The sequence below is a fragment of the Varibaculum timonense genome (assembly GCF_027694345.1).
Lineage (GTDB): Bacteria > Actinomycetota > Actinomycetes > Actinomycetales > Actinomycetaceae > Varibaculum > Varibaculum timonense_A.
In genome coordinates this window covers 111216-130154 of the sequence record NZ_JAQEVU010000004.1, presented here as the reverse complement: position 1 = coordinate 130154, position 18939 = coordinate 111216, and the positions used below count along the sequence as shown (strand labels likewise).

The 18939-nt window shown below is 52.0% G+C and carries 8 protein-coding genes; 1 reads left to right on the top strand and 7 read right to left on the bottom strand.

The genetic code is table 11. The features are described from left to right. Positions 1–48 precede the first annotated feature (48 nt). The 6 genes from PG728_RS04560 to PG728_RS04535 form a co-directional block, all read right to left on the bottom strand. Complete coding sequence (locus tag PG728_RS04560) at positions 49–2355, bottom strand: hypothetical protein (protein WP_270626063.1); 2307 nt, start codon at positions 2353–2355, stop codon at positions 49–51. After that, entirely contained in the window at positions 2356–3120 is a 765-nt protein-coding gene (locus tag PG728_RS04555; RefSeq protein WP_270626062.1) for an HAD domain-containing protein, read from the bottom strand. A 120-nt stretch (positions 3121–3240) separates the two neighbouring features. Next, complete coding sequence (locus PG728_RS04550) at positions 3241–3546, bottom strand: helix-turn-helix transcriptional regulator (RefSeq protein WP_270626061.1); 306 nt, start codon at positions 3544–3546, stop codon at positions 3241–3243. Between the two features lie 58 nt (positions 3547–3604). Further along, a complete protein-coding gene (locus tag PG728_RS04545) occupies positions 3605–6079 on the bottom strand; it encodes an ATP-dependent Clp protease ATP-binding subunit (RefSeq protein ID WP_072510510.1) in 2475 nt (824 codons plus the stop codon). Between the two features lie 157 nt (positions 6080–6236). Continuing rightward, the gene (locus PG728_RS04540) at positions 6237–6950 is read right to left on the bottom strand and encodes a rhomboid family intramembrane serine protease (protein ID WP_270626060.1); all 714 of its coding nucleotides are present in this window, start codon (positions 6948–6950) and stop codon (positions 6237–6239) included. A gap of 48 nt (positions 6951–6998) precedes the next feature. Next, entirely contained in the window at positions 6999–7508 is a 510-nt protein-coding gene (locus PG728_RS04535; RefSeq protein ID WP_270626059.1) for a peptidylprolyl isomerase, read from the bottom strand. Between the two features lie 173 nt (positions 7509–7681). On the opposite strand from PG728_RS04535, the gene PG728_RS04530 reads away from it, so the two are divergent. After that, complete coding sequence (locus tag PG728_RS04530) at positions 7682–8215, top strand: hypothetical protein (RefSeq protein ID WP_270626058.1); 534 nt, start codon at positions 7682–7684, stop codon at positions 8213–8215. A gap of 623 nt (positions 8216–8838) precedes the next feature. Here PG728_RS04530 and PG728_RS04525 read toward each other — a convergent pair. Continuing rightward, positions 8839–18546, bottom strand: a complete 9708-nt coding sequence (locus PG728_RS04525; protein WP_270626057.1) for a VaFE repeat-containing surface-anchored protein — start codon at positions 18544–18546, stop codon at positions 8839–8841. Between the last annotated feature and the right edge of the window lie 393 nt (positions 18547–18939).

The window sequence follows — 18939 nt, the reverse complement described above, 5'->3', positions numbered from 1 at the left end:
GGGGTGACCGGAAACGAAAGTTTCCGGTCACCCCGCCCAACTTGTCAGCTAGGGCAACCAGAGGCTACCATTTCCGGCTGCCAATAGATTCTTGCCAATCCCATAAGAGATAGCCCGATCCGCCAACGCCAGCACCTCCTCAGTTAGGGGTGAAACTCCGTAGAGCAGCTCAAAGGCTAAGCGAATAGTTTCTTCCCGCTCCATGCTATTGGTGCGAGAAATCTGCCAGCGCAACGCATTTACCACCTCGGTTAAGGTGAGCGAGCCTAGTTTACGTGGCAAACCAATCGGGGATTGCAGGGCGATATTCCACTCATCCGGATTCACTTCCGCCGGCCAGACTGTCCGCATTCCCGGCTCGGATACCAGTTTCAAATCGGAAGATAGACAGCGACTAGCTTCATCTGGGCGTTGGTCGTTATATTCAATCCGGTACTTTTGGCACAGCCGACGCGCCAAAAATGCGAGTGGCATCGGACCTTCTGCGCTAATAATACTTTTTGCAAAGGAGGCGCTAGAGCCAGCAACAGCCGGCTCGTCCAGGCTCTTTTTGGGGCGGGTAAAACGTGGCCTGTAATCGAAATATCCGCGCACGCGAATCGTAATTAATTTGGTTGAAGGCTGCCGGTCAGCCTCAGCTAGTATCTCTCGCTGTTTTGCAGGTGCCGATAGGCTCACCCGTGAAGGGGTGAGTGCGCTTTGAGCCGGTTTTCGTAAATCAGAACCTGCCGGTGATGATAGCGTCAGCGGGGGCTGGTGGCGCGTTAAAGATTCCGGCATTTCGTCCTCGACCTCTGCAAAAGCAGAACGTTTAATCGGGGGTGCGGAAATCTCCTTCGCGGGCGTTGCCGCGTCGATTTCTTTCACAGCTGCGGGTGATGGCGGGGATTGGGAAGTTAGCTCGTCGAAATCTACCTCTAGTTCCGGATCGAAACCTAAATCTTCGGGGAGCGCGCTGGCAGGAGCGTTAGGGACAATAGCTTCGAGCAAAGTTGCCGGAGCCAGATAGCTGGGTGGGATTGGCGAGCTTGCAGGGGTTCTAGTTTTATCAACCGGTTTGGATAAGTTTTGCTCACTAGGGATAGGCGCAGCTGGCAGCGGATTAGGGGCTGCGGGAACAGCTGTTTGTGGGCTAGGCGTGGCAAGTGCCGAGGCGGGAAGGCTCAGGTTATTGGGCGTGGCTACCGAGTTGGTACCAATCTCGGCAAGCTTTGGGTTATTTGCCGGTATTTGCGGGGTTAGCGGCATTTTTAGGGAGGACGAGTTAGCTGGTAACGGGGAGGTAACTGCCGGCTTCATGGGGGCGACAGTTTCTGGGGGTGAACTCGCCAGTGAGTTTTGGGGCGGAGGAGGTGCCGGACGCATAGCGGGTTTGTTGCCCTCTTGCATATCGGGCTGAGAAAGCCGGTTAGCTAGGGAACGGCGGGCAGGAAACTCTCGACTGGAAGCATTCTTGGCAACAGGATTGGTTTCAGGACTGGCTTCCGGCGATAATGCCCCCGATTGAACGGCTGTTACCTGCTGATTCTCTGCTGTCGATAGCGGGTTGTCACTTCCGTTTAACACCGGAATCCAAGATAATTCACTGCTGGGGGTGCGCCAGCTGGGAGCAGCTGAGCTGGCAGGGGTAGGTGAATCATTGGCGGCAGCATAAGCCGCTGAAACCATGGCAGCTAAACCCATTCCAGAGATTTGGTTCTCACCTGCATCTTCAGGTGAGCGTTCCGAGTTATTTTGCGGGCTTTGAACCGGCGGGGCGACCTGAACGCCCTCAGCAGGTAATCCCTCAGCGCTATTTCCCCGCTTCGCGTGGGTTACGTCCTGTGCAATAGAGCCTATAGGAGAATAGCTGGCAGGTGGCTCCGCCGCCGTCTGTGGTGCTATCGGCGCTGTTGGTTGCGTCGGCACTGGGGATAGCGGCGCGGCAGCTACTGTTTGAGGATGCGTAGGTGTCGCTACCTGCGCTGATAGTGGCTCAGGCTTGAGGGCGGGCTGTGGTACTGGTTGAGCTTCCCCCGCCCTCTTCGGTTCTGTGTAGACCTGTTTTCCTACATCAGGCAAAGCCTCCAAAACTAGAGATGCAGGATTTTGGGAAATGGACTGCCCGGCTTTCATCCATAAACCGAAAGCCTCTTCAGCAAGCTCACCTTTACCGCAAAGCATTCCCGCCAACGCCACCGTATCTACCAGTCTTTTTGCTTGCCAGCGAGGTAAATCTGCCGCCTTGAATGCTTCTCGAGCCTGCTCGATTCCACTGCGCAGCCCGGTCAAACGTGAATCGGCAAGCTCCGATGCCAACTGGTCAGCTAGCTCAAGGCAGCACTTGACCACCTCATCTATGGTTAGCTTAGACACCTAGCTTCGCCCCTTTCGCGAACTTAAACAGGTCACCATACCCGGCGTGACCAGCCAAGCAGCCACTCGCCGAGAAGTGAGGATAGCTGCTGCTTTGCGAACCTCACGTCTGCCAGGTTCACATCCAGTTTCCTGCATCTTTGAAAACCATTTTAGCAGGTGAGCAACTTCGTGATCGATACCGCACATAATATGCGGGGAAATTAGAAGCGCGCTTTGGGCAGGATGTAACTTTTCCTGGACAGCCTCCGCCACCTCCTCGGTCAAGAAATCATCTACCCAGGCAAAACTGCTGGTTTGAGCCGAGGTAATAACCTCGGAAAATTTAGAACGCGGATCGCCGTTCGGGCAATTAAGCCAAGGTAAATCCTGAGGAATACCCAACAGCGGGGATAGATACTGATTTGCCCACTGATTCCAAGAAGTAGCCCAGCAAATTTCATAATGTTTCGCCAGTCCACGCAGTCTTGCTCCCAGGAGACGCGAAAATACCAGTTTAACGTTGAGGGAACCGTCTTCTTTCAGGTGAACCAGACGGGCGCGCAACAGGGGGTTAAGGATACGCCGACCCGCCCTACCCCAAAGATTTAACGGACCGTCTACATCTAAGAATAATATCGGGTTTACCTGGGAATACTTTCCCAAATTTTCAAGGAATGGTTGCGGGGATAAAGAGGTTTCGGCCGCTGAGGACGCGGCGCAGGTTTCGGTAGAATCAGCCGCCAGCCCTGTGGCTTCGGCTTTTGGGTGTGCAACTACACTCACGCGCCCTCCTTAAACTCCTAACTTCACATTATAGCGAGATTATAGGTAGCGCAGACCGCGAAGCTAGTTTTGGCTCGTACCAGCAGAATCCGGTAGGAAAAAACCGTGCCAGATATCTTTCTAGGCGACGCGGATACGGGCGTCACCGCGGACGAACTCTACCGCGAGCCCTCCCCCCACGGCCTCCAGATAACCCCTAAGAGTGCCGACTTTGGTGCTTTCTAAATCTCCGCGTTCAATCTTGGAAACTTGCCGTTGTGAAACCCCGATACGCGCGGCCAGTTGCTGCTGCGTAAGTCCGGAGACTTCCCGCAGTTCCCGCAGCTTATAGGCGCGAACTTCCGCCATCATCCGTTGCTTATGAGAATCAACTAAAGTTCTGTCCACCGGATGATGCGCTAGAAAATCCTCTAAAGTTACAGTCATTTCACTTCCTCCTTCACATCGGCAGGGACAGCTAACGTGGGAACATACAGGGGTGCGGCTACTTGCCGTTAAAGGTAAACTCCTTTTCCCCGTCCTCGCCCTCGCGTACATCAACCACGATTTCCTGACCCGGCTCGATGTCTCCAAAAAGAATCTTTTCGCTGAGGGCGTCCTCGATGTCGCGCTGGATAGTGCGCCGCAAAGGACGCGCCCCCAACACGGGATCGAAACCGCGAGTAGCTAGTTCTTCGCGAGCAGCATCGGTGAGCTTTAGGGTCATATCTTGCTCTTGGGTACGTTCTTGAAGTTTAGCAATCATCAAATCCACAATCTCGCGGATTTCTTCCATACCCAGTTGCGGGAATACGATAACTTCGTCCACGCGGTTGAGAAATTCGGGGCGGAACTGCTGTTTTAGTTCCTCTTTAACCCGGTTCTTCATTCTCTCATAGGAGCCGGACTGGTCGTTATCGACCTGGAAACCGGTTTGTACCCCTTTATTTATGTCCCGAGTACCCAGGTTAGTAGTCATGATGATTACGGTGTTCTTGAAATCAACCATCCGCCCCTGCGAATCGGTCAGCCGCCCGTCCTCTAGCACCTGCAAGAGAGTGTTGAAAATATCGGCATGGGCTTTTTCGATTTCATCAAAGAGCACCACTGAGAAGGGTTTGCGGCGCACCTTTTCGGTCAGCTGCCCGCCCTCGTCATAACCCACATATCCAGGAGGAGCCCCGAATAGGCGCGAAGAAGTATGCTTTTCCCCGAACTCGGACATATCCAGTTGGATTAGCGCTGACTCGTCGCCGAACAGGAACTCTGCCAGGGCTTTCGCCAACTCGGTCTTACCTACCCCGGTAGGACCGGCGAAAATAAAGGAACCGCCGGGACGATTCGGGTCTTTAAGCCCTGCGCGCGTCCTGCGAATAGATTTCGATAGGGCGCTGACCGCTTCGTTTTGGCCGATAACCCGTTTATGCAGCTCATTTTCCATGTGCAGCAGTTTCGCGCTTTCCTTTTCGGTCAGCTTAAACACCGGGATGCCGGTGGACATTGCCAGGATTTCCGCAATAGAGTCCTCATCGACAGTGCCAATCCGGTCGCCCTCCCCGGACTTCCAGTCGGCCTCCAGCTGGGCGCGTTTTTCACCGAGCTGTTTTTCCTGATCGCGCAGACTCGCAGCTTTCTCGAAATCTTGAGCATCAATTGCGGCCTCTTTATCGCGGCGCACCTCATCGATTTTGTCATCCATTTCCCTAATCTCGGGGGGTGCAGTCATGCGGTGGATACGCAGGCGCGCGCCCGCTTCGTCAATCAAATCGATGGCTTTATCCGGTAGGAAACGGTCGGAAATATAACGGTCAGCTAAAGTTGCCGCCGCGTTAATCGCATCATCGGTAATGATTACCCGGTGGTGTGCCTCGTAGCGGTCACGCAAACCAGTCAAAATCTTTACCGTGTCCTCCACGCTGGGCTGTTCTACCTGCACCGGCTGGAAACGCCGTTCCAAGGCCGCATCTTTTTCAATATATTTGCGGTATTCCTCGGTAGTGGTAGCTCCAATGGTCTGCAGTTCACCGCGCGCCAGCATGGGTTTAAGGATGGAGGCTGCGTCAATCGCACCCTCGGCGGCTCCCGCCCCCACCAGGGTGTGAATCTCGTCGATGAATAGAATAATGTCGCCACGGGTGCGGATTTCTTTCAGAACTTTCTTCAGGCGTTCCTCGAAATCGCCACGGTAACGCGATCCCGCAATCAGAGAACCCATATCCAGGGAATAAATATGCTTGTCTTTCAGGGTTTCGGGAACATCACCGCGCACAATTGCTTGCGCAAGACCCTCTACTACCGCGGTTTTACCCACCCCGGGTTCCCCGATTAGCACCGGGTTGTTCTTGGTGCGCCGCGAAAGAATCTGCATGACCCTTTCCATCTCGTTTACGCGCCCAATCACCGGGTCTAGTTTGTTTTCCCGTGCCGCCTCTGAAAGGTTACGCCCGAACTGATCCAGGATTGCAGAGCCAGATTTTTGAGGTTTTTGGCTACCGGTTCCAACCCCTACGGTTTCTCCACCAGAGGCATCTTGCGCCGACCCGGGATAACCAGACAGCAGATGAATCACGTTTTGGCGGATACTGCCCAAATCAACCCCCAGGTTGGTGAGTACCTGGTTGGCGACCCCCTCGCCCTCACGAATTAGCCCCAACAAAATATGTTCAGTACCGATATAGTTATGCCCGAGCTGTAGCGCTTCCCGCATTGACAGTTCTAAGACTTTCTTAGCGCGGGGAGTAAAAGGAATATGGTCTTTGGAATCGTTCTCGCCCTTGCCGATAATCTCGACGACCTGTTCGCGCACGCCCTCTAGGGTAATGTTCGCCATTTCCAGGGCTTTTGCGGCTACGCCTTCGCCTTCGCGAATCAGCCCCAGCAAAATATGTTCAGTACCGATATAGTTGTGCTCTAGATTTCGCGCTTCTTCTTGCGCCAAAACGACTACGCGGCGTGCCCGGTCTGTAAAGCGTTCGAACATATTTCTCCTTGACCTTTAGGGGAGGATTTTTCGGGTGGTATTTTCTCCACTATGTCCATTATGGTGTTTTTGGCTTAGATGCTCGCCTGGTTTCACTACCGGCGGAGGCTGCTTTTATTTTGAGGACGAAACAGGCGCGATAGGTATCTGCCGCTTCCTATAGGTAGCAGGCGAGGGTACTCAATAGCAGCAGGGTGGTCAGTATCACTGTTACTAGCGCGTTCCCTATTATTTGGGTGCGTTTAACCGCGTTAGCGGCGCGCCTACGGTCTACCACATCGGGAATTGCTTGCCCTAGTTTTTTGCGTCCTATCCTGCCGGAAACTACTGCTACCAGGTGTAGCGCCCACCCGGTGATTGCCCCTGCCAGTGCGCCTATTAGGTGGGCTTGCCAGGCGACATTGGGGATTACGAAACCGATTAACAGGTTTATGATTAGCAATCCACCTAGTGAGGTGGATATTCCGTGTAGGTTTCGAGTGTAGACGAAGACTCCGGCGCATAGTCCCATGACTGCGCCGGAGGCTCCAACTACTGCATTTTGCTGTCCGGTTAGCAGTGTCCAAATCACCATTCCTAATGACCCTGCCCAGGCGGAGAGCAAGTAGATTAGGACGATTTGAAACGAGCTCATAACCTGTTTGGCTAATTGCCCCAGGATATACAGGAACGCCATATTGGAGGCGAGGTGGATTATTCCGGAATGGAGGAACGCGGCGGTGAGGAATCTCCAGGGCTGATATAACCCCAGTACCGGGTGGAACAGAAATTGTTCTACCAGGCTGGGAAATAGCCAAGATGCCACATAGACAATCCCGCAGGTAATAATCAGAATGTTTATTACGTCAAACCGGTTTTCAGTTTTAACCATTTGTCCTGTTCATTTGGGCTTTAAGCCAGTGGTTACGGATAGTTTTAGCTATTCACTGATTTCAATGGATTTGATGGTAATGTCCTCTAGAGGACGGTCGCGTCCATCGGTACTTACCGCTGCGATTGCGTCTACCACGTCACGGGAGGCCTGGTCGGTAACTTTTCCAAACACGGTGTGTTTGCCATTTAGCCATTGGGTTGGTACCTGGGTGATAAAGAATTGGGAACCGTTAGTACCCGGACCAGCGTTTGCCATTCCCAAAACGTAGGGTTCGTCAAAGGTTAGTTCCGGTACAATTTCGTCCCCGAAACGGTAACCGGGGCCGCCAGTGCCGGTACCCAGGGGGTCACCGGTCTGAATCATGAATCCCTCGATTACCCGGTGGAAAATTACGCCGTCATACAGGGGTTCATTGGATTTTAGTCCGGTTGCAGGGTTTTGCCATTCGCGCTCACCGGTGGCTAGACCTTTGAAGTTGTTTACGGTAATCGGGGTTTTATCTGGGTATAGTTCGACTTTAATGTCGCCTTTTGAAGTGTGAATTGTTGCTTCCATAGCCTTTATCCTTTCATGAATGCGGTAATTCCGATACTTCTCTTAGTCTAATCTAGTGAAATCGCCTGGCTTATTCTTCCCCCAAGTTTGCATTCAGCGTCTAGACTGGAATAGTACGATTTGGCATCACCGAAGCGAGAGCGCCTCGGCTCAGTCCAGTTAAAGGAGCTACTATGAAGAAATGCTGCCCATACAAGAAGCTGGTTAAACAGGCACGTAATTTAGCCGACCAGGGTAAAGAGTTCGTGATTGAGGGTGCTCAAGATTTACAGGAAAAAGTCGCCTCTGACTTGATGCCCACAGTTGAGAGCGCGGTTGATAGCATGAAGGATCAGTTCCAAGATGCTAAGAAGTATTCCGAGAAGTCTTTTAAGGAGGCTAGTAAGCAATTGAAGAAACATTCTGCAAATGGACGTGAGGCTTTGGCGGAAAAGGTTGGCAAGTCTTCACCGAAGAGGGGACGTAAGACTTTCTTGTTCCTGATTTTGGCGGCTTTGGCTGGCGGGATTGGCTATCTACTTTACCGCCGTTCCCAGCCGGTCGATGACCCTTGGGCTGAAGAATACTGGGAGGACGTCGAGGTCAGCGAGTTTGACCCGAAAGAAGCTGTCGAGGACGCTCAGGACAAGGCTAAAGAGGTTGCCGAGGACGTTGCCGACAAAGCTCAGGATGCCGTTGATGCGGTTAAAGATAAGGTTGAAAAGTAACCCGTAATTCATTCAAATAGCACAAAGCTGCCCTCCCTGCCCAAAGCAGGGAGGGCATTTTTCTGTTTAATTTGCTGCCATATCCACGTGAAATACCTTCACCCGGGTCTGGCTCGGTAAAAGCACTCCGGGGACCCCGTGACCGGCTTCGCCGGTCAAGCCCCTCTCGTATCTTTTACCGGCCGCGACCCGCCTGCCACGCTTATCCCAGTACATATGCGGATTCGAAGCCCTCAGGCAATGATAAAACCCTCCACCGCGCTCAATTTCGGGACAGATAAAAGCACAGAAACGTTGACACGGGAACAAGTTTTTTACGAAGCACTAGGGTCACGACACATAAATGAGCGACAACAACTGAAAGAAGGCGGGGGGATTGCTTTTATCCGAGTGGGTGCGGTGGGCATAGAGTCCGGGAAATACCTGCGGTATTTCCCGGACTCTGGGCAGGAGGAAAAAGCTATCTCCCCGCCCCTCACATTTGCTGCTTTTACCGAGCCAGACCCACTTTTTAACACGCAGATTACAACCCCCGAAAGGGAGGGCGGCTATATAGCACTTGGGGTCGGAAGATTATCTTCCGACCCCAAGGTCCTTCTAGTTATTCATTTATGTTTAGTTTCCTAGTCCTCGAGTTCTTCACGCTGGTAGCGACGGATTAGCACTAATCCAACTCCGGCTACCATTGCGAGAACACCAGTCATAACCATGATTCCGGTAGTTGAACCAGTCTTGGCTAGGATGGTGCGAACTACCCGCGGGAATGGGGGCGGTGTAGTGCCCGGATTCGGAGGTGGTGTAGTTCCTGGAGTGTTCGGGGTCTTAGGTGTCTCTGGCGGAGTTCCTGGCGTGGGGTTATCTACGCTCAGGGTTTGTGCCGCATCGTTAATGTCATGGTGTTTGGCAACGATTTCCGCACCCGGGTTGGGTTTACCATCGGTGGTGTCTGCGGTCTTGTATAGATCCTCGTACACCACATATTGGTTATTAGCTTGAATCGCTTGACCTTTCACCCGGAAGTAGACTTTGGCTTCCCCACTGGTTTCACCTTTCTTAACGGTGAATGATCCCTTGGTGGCTTCTGCCCCATTTTGCTGCTTCCCGTCCTTGTCTAGGTAGGTTACAGGCGCTTTAGTGGCTTTATCCATCAGGGTACCGGTGATGGTGTATTCACCCGGTTCCAGGTTGCTCCACTTAACGGTGTCTACGACGATTGCATCTTGACCGGCGGTTAGAACCTGTTTGCCAAGGTTGGAATCTTTGGTTCCATCTGTGTAGGTGGTCCCATTCTTCGCAACGGTAGCAATTTCAGGGCTCTTGGGTTCCGGCCCGGCAGGAGGTGGAGTTACGCTGACTGTCTGATCCGCGTCCTCGATATTCGCGTGATCAACAACCGGGTTGGCTCCCTCTTTCACCTTGCCGTCGGTTACGTCGCCAGCTTTGTAGACTTTTTCAAATACTACCCAACTTGCCTTGGTAGAGACGTTTTCGGCGGGCACGGTAAATAGGGCGGTAACTGTCCCGGTCTTTTCACCTTTCTTGACAGTGAAGTTTACTGCCGGGGTGTTAGCACCGATAACTGGCTTGCCGGTTAGTTTGTCCATCAGCGTACCAATCATGGTGTAGTCACCAGCAGGCAGATTCTTCCAGGTGGCAACGTCTTGAACTTGGGCAGGTTCGCCTTTCTTAACGTTTACTACCTTGTCTTGGTCGGCGTTGTCGCGCGCAACCGTCCCGAGCGCAGGGTATCCCTTGCTGTAGACGTTCCTAATAGTGATTTGGATTTCCGGAATCACATCAGTATCTACGTTAGGTACCGTGAACTGGGCTGTCTGGTTGTTTATCTTCGAGACTGTCATTGCCGGGTTGGAGGAGCTGAAGCTAATCGCGCTCGGCAAGATTCCGTCCGGATTCGCTTCATCGGTCAGCATCTCGGTGAGGGTACAGACTGTTCCGCTCTGTAGCTGCTTACCTCCAGGTAGGGAAGCTGATACTCCCGCGGGCATTTCGAACTCGAAGGCGCCCCCGAAGTTCTTGTCACAGCTGATGGTGAACTTGAACTTGCGGTCTTGGTCAGGTACTTCCCCAGCCATGGCTTTTTCGGTCACCTTGGTGAAGGTAATCGCAGGCGGACCTTGCGGCTTTTCTACGACTGTCACGGTCTGGTTGGCCGAGTTGAGGTCAAGTTCGGATACCACCGGCTTAGCATTGTCGGCAGGCCTTCCGGTCTTGGAATCAACGTCACTGGCATGGTAGATTCGCTCGAATACTACGAACTTGGTTCCGGCGTTGGTGGTTGCCGATGCCGGTACCTGGAACTTGGTAACTACGCTTCCGGCATCTTCTCCCTGGTTTACGGTGAACGCTACCGCTTTAGTGGTTGCGCCCGCTACCGGGTTGCCTTTTTGGTCTACCAGCTCACCTAGTGCGATGTATTCACCGGCTGCTAGATGCTTCCAGTTTACGGTATCGGTTACGACCGCAGCTTTCCCTTTTTGGATTTCCTTATCGTTTACCCCGTCAGTGGTGGCAGTGGTGCTTACCGAGGGAGCCTCGGTAACGGTCACTGTCTGATTATCATCACTGGGGTCGTTGTGGGAAACCACAGCGGAGGTGTTCGGCTTCGGTTTAGTGCCATCAGTGTCCTCGAACTTGTACAGGTATTCGTATACCACGTACTTGCCAGCTTGACTGATCGCGTTTGCGGGAACTTTGAACTTCATGGTGGTGCTACCTGCCAAGGAGTTGTCCTTGGTGATTTCAACTACCACTGGTTCGTTGGTTACTCCCGCTACCGGAGCAGCGTTGTTTCCATTGATGTGCATGAGGTTACCGGTCAGCAGGTACTTGCCTTCTGGCAGGTTCTTCCAGGTAACGGTGTCGGTTACCGTGGTCGCGGTTCCAGCCTGTACTGATTTAGTACCGTTATCGGTTACCGCGTTGGTTTGCAGTTCCGGTTTGCCCATCTTGTTGTAGGTGTTGGTTACGTTCACCAGTACTTCCGGAACCTGTTCGGTTGCTGCCGGTACTGTGAAGTGTGCCGACCCTGCGGTGGAGTCTTGCTGTACGCTGAATCCTGCGGTTCCGCTGGTTAGCGAAACTGCGGGGGTTACCTCTTGCTCAATGGCGTTACGCAAATCTTCGGTAATAGAGCATACGTAGCCGGAACGTAGCCCGTTTACCTCGGTAGGAGCGTTAGGACGTACCAGTAGGGTACTGGTTCCAGCCTCTTTACCGTCCTTGTCGTGGCAGGTAATGGTGAAGTAGTAGGCGCGGTTTCCAGCTACGCTCATGCCAGTAGCCTCTACCGTCTTCTTTACTTTCACTTTCGCTGCGGGTGGAGACGGAGGAGTGATTGCCTGAACGGTTTGGTCACTGTCTTTAATGTCCTCGTGACTGGCAACTACTTTCGCGTCCTGGTTCGGGGTTACCCCGTTGACGTCTCCTGCACGGTAAACATATTCGAATACCACGTAGGAGTTGTTGGCTTTCAGCGAGTCGCCGGTAACCGTGAACTTGATGTCCTGTTTACCGGTCTTTTCGCCCTCTTTAACCGTGAACTTAACCGGTGCGGAGCTGTAGGAGGTTACCGGGTTTCCGGTTGCCTTGTCCATGAGTTTACCGATGAGTACGTAGTCACCAGGCAAGAGGTTTGCCCAGGAAACTTCATCAATAATCTCGGCGGAGCTTCCGGCGTAAACCTGGTTAGCGTCCTTGGTTTGCCCATACATTCCCTTGGTGCCGGCGACATCCTTGGCGGAGGTCGCTACGGTCGGCTTTTCAGGTACCGGGTAGGTGTTGGTCGCGGTGAACTTGATATTCACCTCGGTTAGTTCTTCTGCCGGCATCTTGAATGATGCGGAGTTTTCCGAACTGATTAACCCTACTTTCGGTGAGTTCGCGGTGAACTCGGTCTTGGTGGGAGCAGTTCCTGCTACTTTAGCGGCAGCTTTGTCCTCGGTTAGGGTACAGTTTGCGCCTTTAATGTAGTGCAGTGCTACCGGAGTTCCTGCGGTCACAGAGTAGTGATGTTCTTTGGTAGTTCCGTCTGCCGGGTTGGAGCACTTCATGGTGAAGTTGAACTCTTTGGAGGCAGGAATCTCTAGTCCTTCGCTCTTGACTACCTTTTCTAGGGATAGTTTCGGAGTTACCGGGCTTTGCGGTTCTTCACCGATGTTTACGGTCTGATCCGCATCGTTCAAATCGGAGTGTTCTACTACCGGGGTTTTGCCGCCGATAACTTTGCCGCTATCGTCGACGTCTCCTTGGCGGTAAATCTTTTCAAACGCTACAAACTGTGACTTGGCTTTGACCTGCTCGGCGGGTATCTGGAAGGTCATTTCTAGGACGCCGCTCAGCTGGTCAGGTGCTACCGTGAACTTCACTACCGGGGCGGTAACGTTCGGTACTGCCTGGTTGGTTCCTTTGTCCATCAGCGTGCCGACCAGTACGTAGTTTCCGGCAGGTAGTTTCGACCAGGTTACCCGGTCTAGCACTTTCGCCTGGGTCTTCGCGTCGAATACTTTAGTTCCCGCCGTGTTGGTCGCGGTGGTTCCGGCGCGCGGACCTTCGTTTACGGTCTGGTTTTCATCTTTAGGATCTTCGTGCTTGGTGACTACTGTTCCATCACCGGGGTTGTTCGGTTTCCCGTCACGAAGGTACTCAAAGGCTACCAGTTTGGCATTTTGACGGATTTGAGCCACGGTGACTTTGAAGGTCATCTTGACTTCGCCTGACTGGCGGGTTCCGGCTTCTCCGGGCACGGTGAACGGCTCGGAGGTTGCGTCTACACCAATCGGGTTTCCTTTACCGTCTACCAGTTTACCGGTGAGGTGATAGGTCTTTCCTGCTTCCAGGTTGTGGTATTTAACCACATCTACCAGGTTTACGATATCGCTATCGGCTTTACCGGTGGTGTCAATCTGCTTATTCTTGGCCTCGTCGGTTAGCACGGTGGCTATCCAGGGGTTCACATGCTTGGTCTGGTTTTCGTCTTTAGGATCTTTGTGGTCGGTGACCGGCTCGAATCCGCCGTCTACTTTCAGGTCAAGCTGTTCGAAGGCTACCAGGGTTGAGTATTTGAGTACTTGTGCCTGGGTTAGTTTGAACGGCAGTTCCACTACGCCGTTGGGGCTGGTAATGGTAACTTCCTTTTCGGCTTTAATACCGGTGCCGGTGGCGCTGGTCTTGTCAGCGTTGGGCACAACTAGTTCACCGGAGAACTTGTAGGTCTTACCGACCTGTAGGTTCCAGTAACTAATCTTGTCAGTCAGGGTGTAGGTGTGGTCAGCTTCCTGAACCAAGTCGATATTCCCATTGCGTCCTTCGCCTTTAAGCTCGGTAGCAATCCGGGGTTTATCGAGGGTCTGGTATTCGTTGGCTGCCTGTACCTTTACCGGGGTTTTAGCGTCTGCACCGATGGTGAAGGTTACGCTCTGTCCGGAGGCTGGGCCGACTCCAGCGCCTTTACCGTCTACTGTCCAGCTAACGGTTTGACCGTTGGTTCCGGCAGGTAGAATCTGCTGCTCGGTTAGGGTGCAGACGGTTCCCGCTTTGAATTGTGCGGGCGCTACCACCGGTTCTCCACCGGGCTTTACATTGTTGATGTTGCCTTGAGTGCCTTCACAGTTGTAGGTGAAGTTGTAGCTGGCAGGTAAATCCTTTACCTTAGCGGCGCTTTCACCTGCTACTTTAACCGTGGTCTTTTGTACGGAGAAAGTGCCTTTTTGTTCAATCTGCTTGTAGACGTTGGTGGCTTTAACTACCAGGTTGGCTTGTTTACCGTTTTCTTTCCACTGGGCTTCGGTCATCGCTTTATTGATGGTGAAGCTGTTGGTGGCGGAAGTGGAGTTATCATCGCGGGTTCCATTCCAGCTGAGGGAGTGGTTTACCTGGGCGGTGGATAGCTCGTTGAACGGGATGAACTTGCCGTTGTTGTCGATAGCTCCGAGTTCTTCTACCTGTACTTGGCTACCGAGGGGTAGACCCCAGGCAGAGTAGGAACCACCGGGTGTGATTGCTTTTTCAATCTCTTGGGTGTTGGAGCCGTCCTTGTAGGTCAGTTTGAACTTGTAGGACTGGATGTTTAGTGCCTTGTCGGCGCTGCCTTGAACTTCTTTCTTCAGGGTGAATCCGCCGAGCTGCTGGCTGTACTGGTTGGTTGCCAGGATTTTTGCTTTCGCAGCGGCTTTATTCAGCTTGATGGTCAGTTCAAGTTTTCCATCAGTTCCGGTTACTTCCGCACCGTTGGTAGCGCTTGCCTGCAAACTGGAACCCACATAGTCAGCATTTTCACTGGACTTGGGGGTTTCTTCCCATACTTTACATACGGTGTTTACCGGCAGGTTATTTAGCTGCGGGTTGGCAGGGTCCGCGCTGGTGAAGGTTTGGCCGTGCTTGAGCTTGAAGCTGCCTTTAACCGCGTTAGCGTTTCCGGGAATCTGGCAGGAGTATCCGAAGTCGAAGGCTACGTCTTTAAGGACGGTGCCGGGGTCTACTACTCCGGAGACGAGTTTCTCTACCTCGAAGCCACCAACTTTTTGGTTTACGTATTTGTTTTCTACGCTGATGGTAGCTTTTTGGCTTTCGCCAGCTTTAATCGGGTTGGATAGTGCTGCGTTGTGCAGTACGTGTCCCCCGATGGTCACCTGCTGAGGTGCTTGACCATTAAAGGTGGTGGTCAAAGTGGTGTTCTGTACGTTGATACCGGTGGTATCTTCGTAGACTGCACATTGGGAACCTACTGGGATACCAGTAATCTTCTTGGTTTCACCTTTGTTTACGCTAATGGAGGTTAGCGGCTTGGTTACGCTTTCGGCTCTCTGTCCGGTGGCACAGATGTATTTCATTTCAAATGTGCCCGGAATCTTACCAGCACCAGCAGTTCCGTCTACTACCTGCTTAGAGATTTCCAGTTGCCCGGTCTTCTCGGTGTAGGTGTTGGTGGCAACTAGGGCGAGCTGGCTGGCAGCTTCTGCCTTGAAGGTTGCTACTCCTGCGGCCACGCTTTGGGCGCCTTGCCATTGCAGTTGCCGATCCAAGTTCTCCGGGGTCGCACTATTTTCCTTGATCCTGCAGGTTACACCGGGCTTTACTTTAACTGCCGCGGAGGTTTCGCCTGCTTTCAAGCTAGGTAGAGCCTTCCAGGAAGCATCTCCGTCACACTGGTAGGAGAAGTCGAAGGAGTTCGGCACACTGAAGTGGGTTACTCCGGCTGCTTCTACATTCTTGCGAACGGTGAATTTTGCTTCTTTCGGCGTGTAAGTGTTGGTGGCTGTCACCACTACGGTCTTAGCGTTGTCCTCGGTGAGGTTGAACTTCGCTACGGTACCGTCATTGTTGGTTTCGGTGCCAGTGAATTTAACTTTTACCGTGTTCAGGGTGTCGGTGACTGCTTTTTCACTTACCTGGCAGCTCATGCCGCTGGTGAGTGCCTTGTTAGAGACGGTGGTCTCACCTTGGGTTTCGCCTTTGCGCACCAACACGGTGGCGGTGGTCTTGAACCCGTCACAGCTTACATCGAAGTCGAATACCCGATCGGTGTCGGTGTTGCCACCTACGGTCTTTTTCACGATCTTGAACTCGGCTGGTACCGGGTTCTTGGGGGTCACGGTGATGGTTTGGGAACCATCGGTGATTTCTTCGTGTTTCGCGTAGGGGTCGCCACTCGGCTCGGTGCTTTGCTCACCTTGGTAGATGCGTTCGAATACTACGTATTTTCCGTCGGCTTTTACTTTTGAACCGGGTACGGTAAGTTCTACCAGGGTGCTTCCGTTTTCGGTGCCGTTGGTGAATACTTGACGTCCGCTAGCGATTATGTCTTTCGGGTTGTCTTTGTTTACCAGGGTGGCGAAAGCGGTGTAGGTTCCGGCTTTCAGGTTTTGGTATTCGATTTGGTCTTTGACTTTGAAGTCTTTGCCGTTTGCTTCAACGCTGGAAATCAGGGTGTTACCGTCGTCGCGTACCCACGCTTTGGTTTTAATGGTGGGTAGCTTGTGCTGTTTGGGATTAACGGTTACGGTTTGTCCCTTGTCGTTGGGGTCTTCGTGGGATGCCACGAGGATTCCGGCAGTGTTGTCAGCACCTTTGAATACTTTTTCGTAAACCACATAGGAGGCACCTGCTTCGATTTGCTTAGCGGGCAAGGTGAACGTTAGTTCCTGGGTGCCCTTTAGCTCTCCCGCGTTTACCGTGAAGTTTTTAGCTGCTTTAGTGCCCTCTACCGGGGTTACCTGGTTTCCTACTTTCTTCATCAGCTGTCCGCTGAGGGTGTAGGTTCCGGGGTTCAGCTTGTTCCAGGTAACCGTGTCTTTGATGAGGACGTCTTTACCTTCTTCGGGTACGGCTACTTTACCGTTGTCGGTGGATTCGCCTTGTGCCTGGGCACTGGTCCCGATGCGGGATTTTTCGGTTACGGTCTGGTTTTCGTCGGTCTTGTCTTTGTGTTCGGTAACTTTGATCCCGGTGTCAGGGTTTGTGCCCTGGTAGAGGGTCTCAAAGGCTACCAGTTTCGCGTTTTCACGGATTTTAGCTACTGGTACTTGGAACTTGATGTTGATGGTTCCGGAGTAGTAGCCATTGCCGTTGTCGCTTGCCCCGGACGCTTTGGGGTCAAAGGGGTCAGAGACGGCGGTTACGCCTACGCTGTTGCCATCACCATCTACGAGTTCGCCTTTGATGACGTAGTTTTGTCCGCCTTTAAGATTCTTGAAGGCTACCTTGTCGGTGAGGGTGACCGTGTCGGTATCGGCTTTACCCGCGGTATCGATTGCTTTAGCGCCATCAGTACCTTCTAAAGTAGTGCCAATACTAGGCTCCGGAGCCACCGGGCAAGTAGAGATGAAGTCAAAGGAGCTTTCCGCCGAGCCGGATACTGCTACTGCGTACTTACCAAGGTTTACTTGTGATTGGAACTGAACATACCCGCCCGCATTCTTAAATATGTAGGTGCGGGTTAGCTCGATACTACCTTTGAACGAGGCCTGAATACTGGCACGCTGAGCTTTACCGGAACATGCAAGGCGGGGGTCAAACTTAACAGCTACTAAAATTCCAGATGGAGAAGCTGCCTTTGCTATTGACAAATCAGAGGGAAGCTCTAGGTTACTAGACCCGCTAATTTGCAAGCTCCCTTTAGCCTGTTGCAATAGGGCTATAGCTTCGGAGCTGCCAATCAGATTTACTCGGAAATGAGTGTCATCGGCGCGACTTACGCTAAGTCGAATCGATTCCAGGAGCTGCTTATTGGTTTGATAAGTAGCTTCGTCCTTGGCCATGCTGGCAGCAGTTTCGGCTTTCCACTTTTCCAGAGCCTTTTTGTATGCATTCCAATCGGCAATTTTCTGCTCTTTAAGGGCTTGATAGGCCTGCCACATTTTAATTTCAGCATTCGCTATGTTCCTAATACGAGGTAGAATTGCGCGAGCTGCGTTGGTAACTTTCCAATTAACCTCGCCTTTTCGATAAACAATAATTCCATTCGCGTCAGAATTCTTCTCAATTGCCCAAATCAGAGCTTGTGCAGCCCCATTTTTCTCGTATTTATCGAGCTTATTCATCTCCGCTAAGGCAGCTTTATGCTCCTCAATTAGAATCTTGTTTTGCTCGTAAAAATCTTTCCCAGCTGGGAAACGAGTATCAATATCCATAAGGCGACGATCGCCACCGTTATAGATGTAAGCGAGGGCTTTTAGTTGGCGTTGAATATCCGGATCGGAAACTTTTCTATTTGCTTTAACATAACCCACTCTATCGTCAGCATCAATCGATACTTTCAAAGCTTTATTTAAATGTCCCGGCTTGCCCGGATCTAACCAAGAAGAATCAATTTTTAACTCGGGTTGAGCACAGAATATGCTGGTATAGTATTCAGGTGCTTTCGTAAGAAAACCGTGCTGATTAACATCCTGATAAACATCTTGACGATTCTTGACCATCAAGTAGTTTGCATTATGTCTGCGGAAGCTGTCCGAGAATTCTGCCTCCCAGTCATTTGACCAGCCATTGCTTTCCTTTACCGCATTATTATATAAATCTCTTTTTGCAAAATCCTCCCACTTGTTATTCCGTGGATTTTGACCAAACTGCCTTGGCCAGAATTCAGTTCCCTCGGTGAAAGGCGGATTGGCAACATCCCAGTTTTTGTCCTCTCTTTCCTGGAAGTTCATTCCGGCTTCGACAGCTTTAAAGTTCTTATCTAATTGGGCGCTTTCCCCATCGGAGGCCTGGGAGGGGGCTACCAGGGTGGTGATAGTCCAGGCCAGAGCTAAAGCGGCAGCTAAACCTGCAACAATCCAGCGCCGCAACAACTTCGCAGTTTGACTGTTAATCATTATTCATCCTGTGTCTACTAGAAGGAGGGATCGGCATCTCCACCAACAAGTCCTGAGGAGACGTTCGTCTGGGTTATGTCATGCCCAAATGCCCGTCTGGAGGGACCTGACCTGTTGTTAATGCCGACAGGAACACTATTAACTTGTCTGAGTGCAGTTAATATAGTTTAATGCAGCTACCATGTTACTAGATTTTCATGCAGAAACGCAATAGCATTTAGCGAGTTCTTCGCCATTTACTTAGCTAATCTTTAGATGTTAAGTCGCTACTAGCAGTAGGTTTCGCGAACCTTTACTGACAAAGAGCCATAAAACGTGCATAGATTCACAGGGATAACACCCTCCACAACGCCCCTAACAATTAAAAACCCATTAGAGCGTCCGGTCTGGATC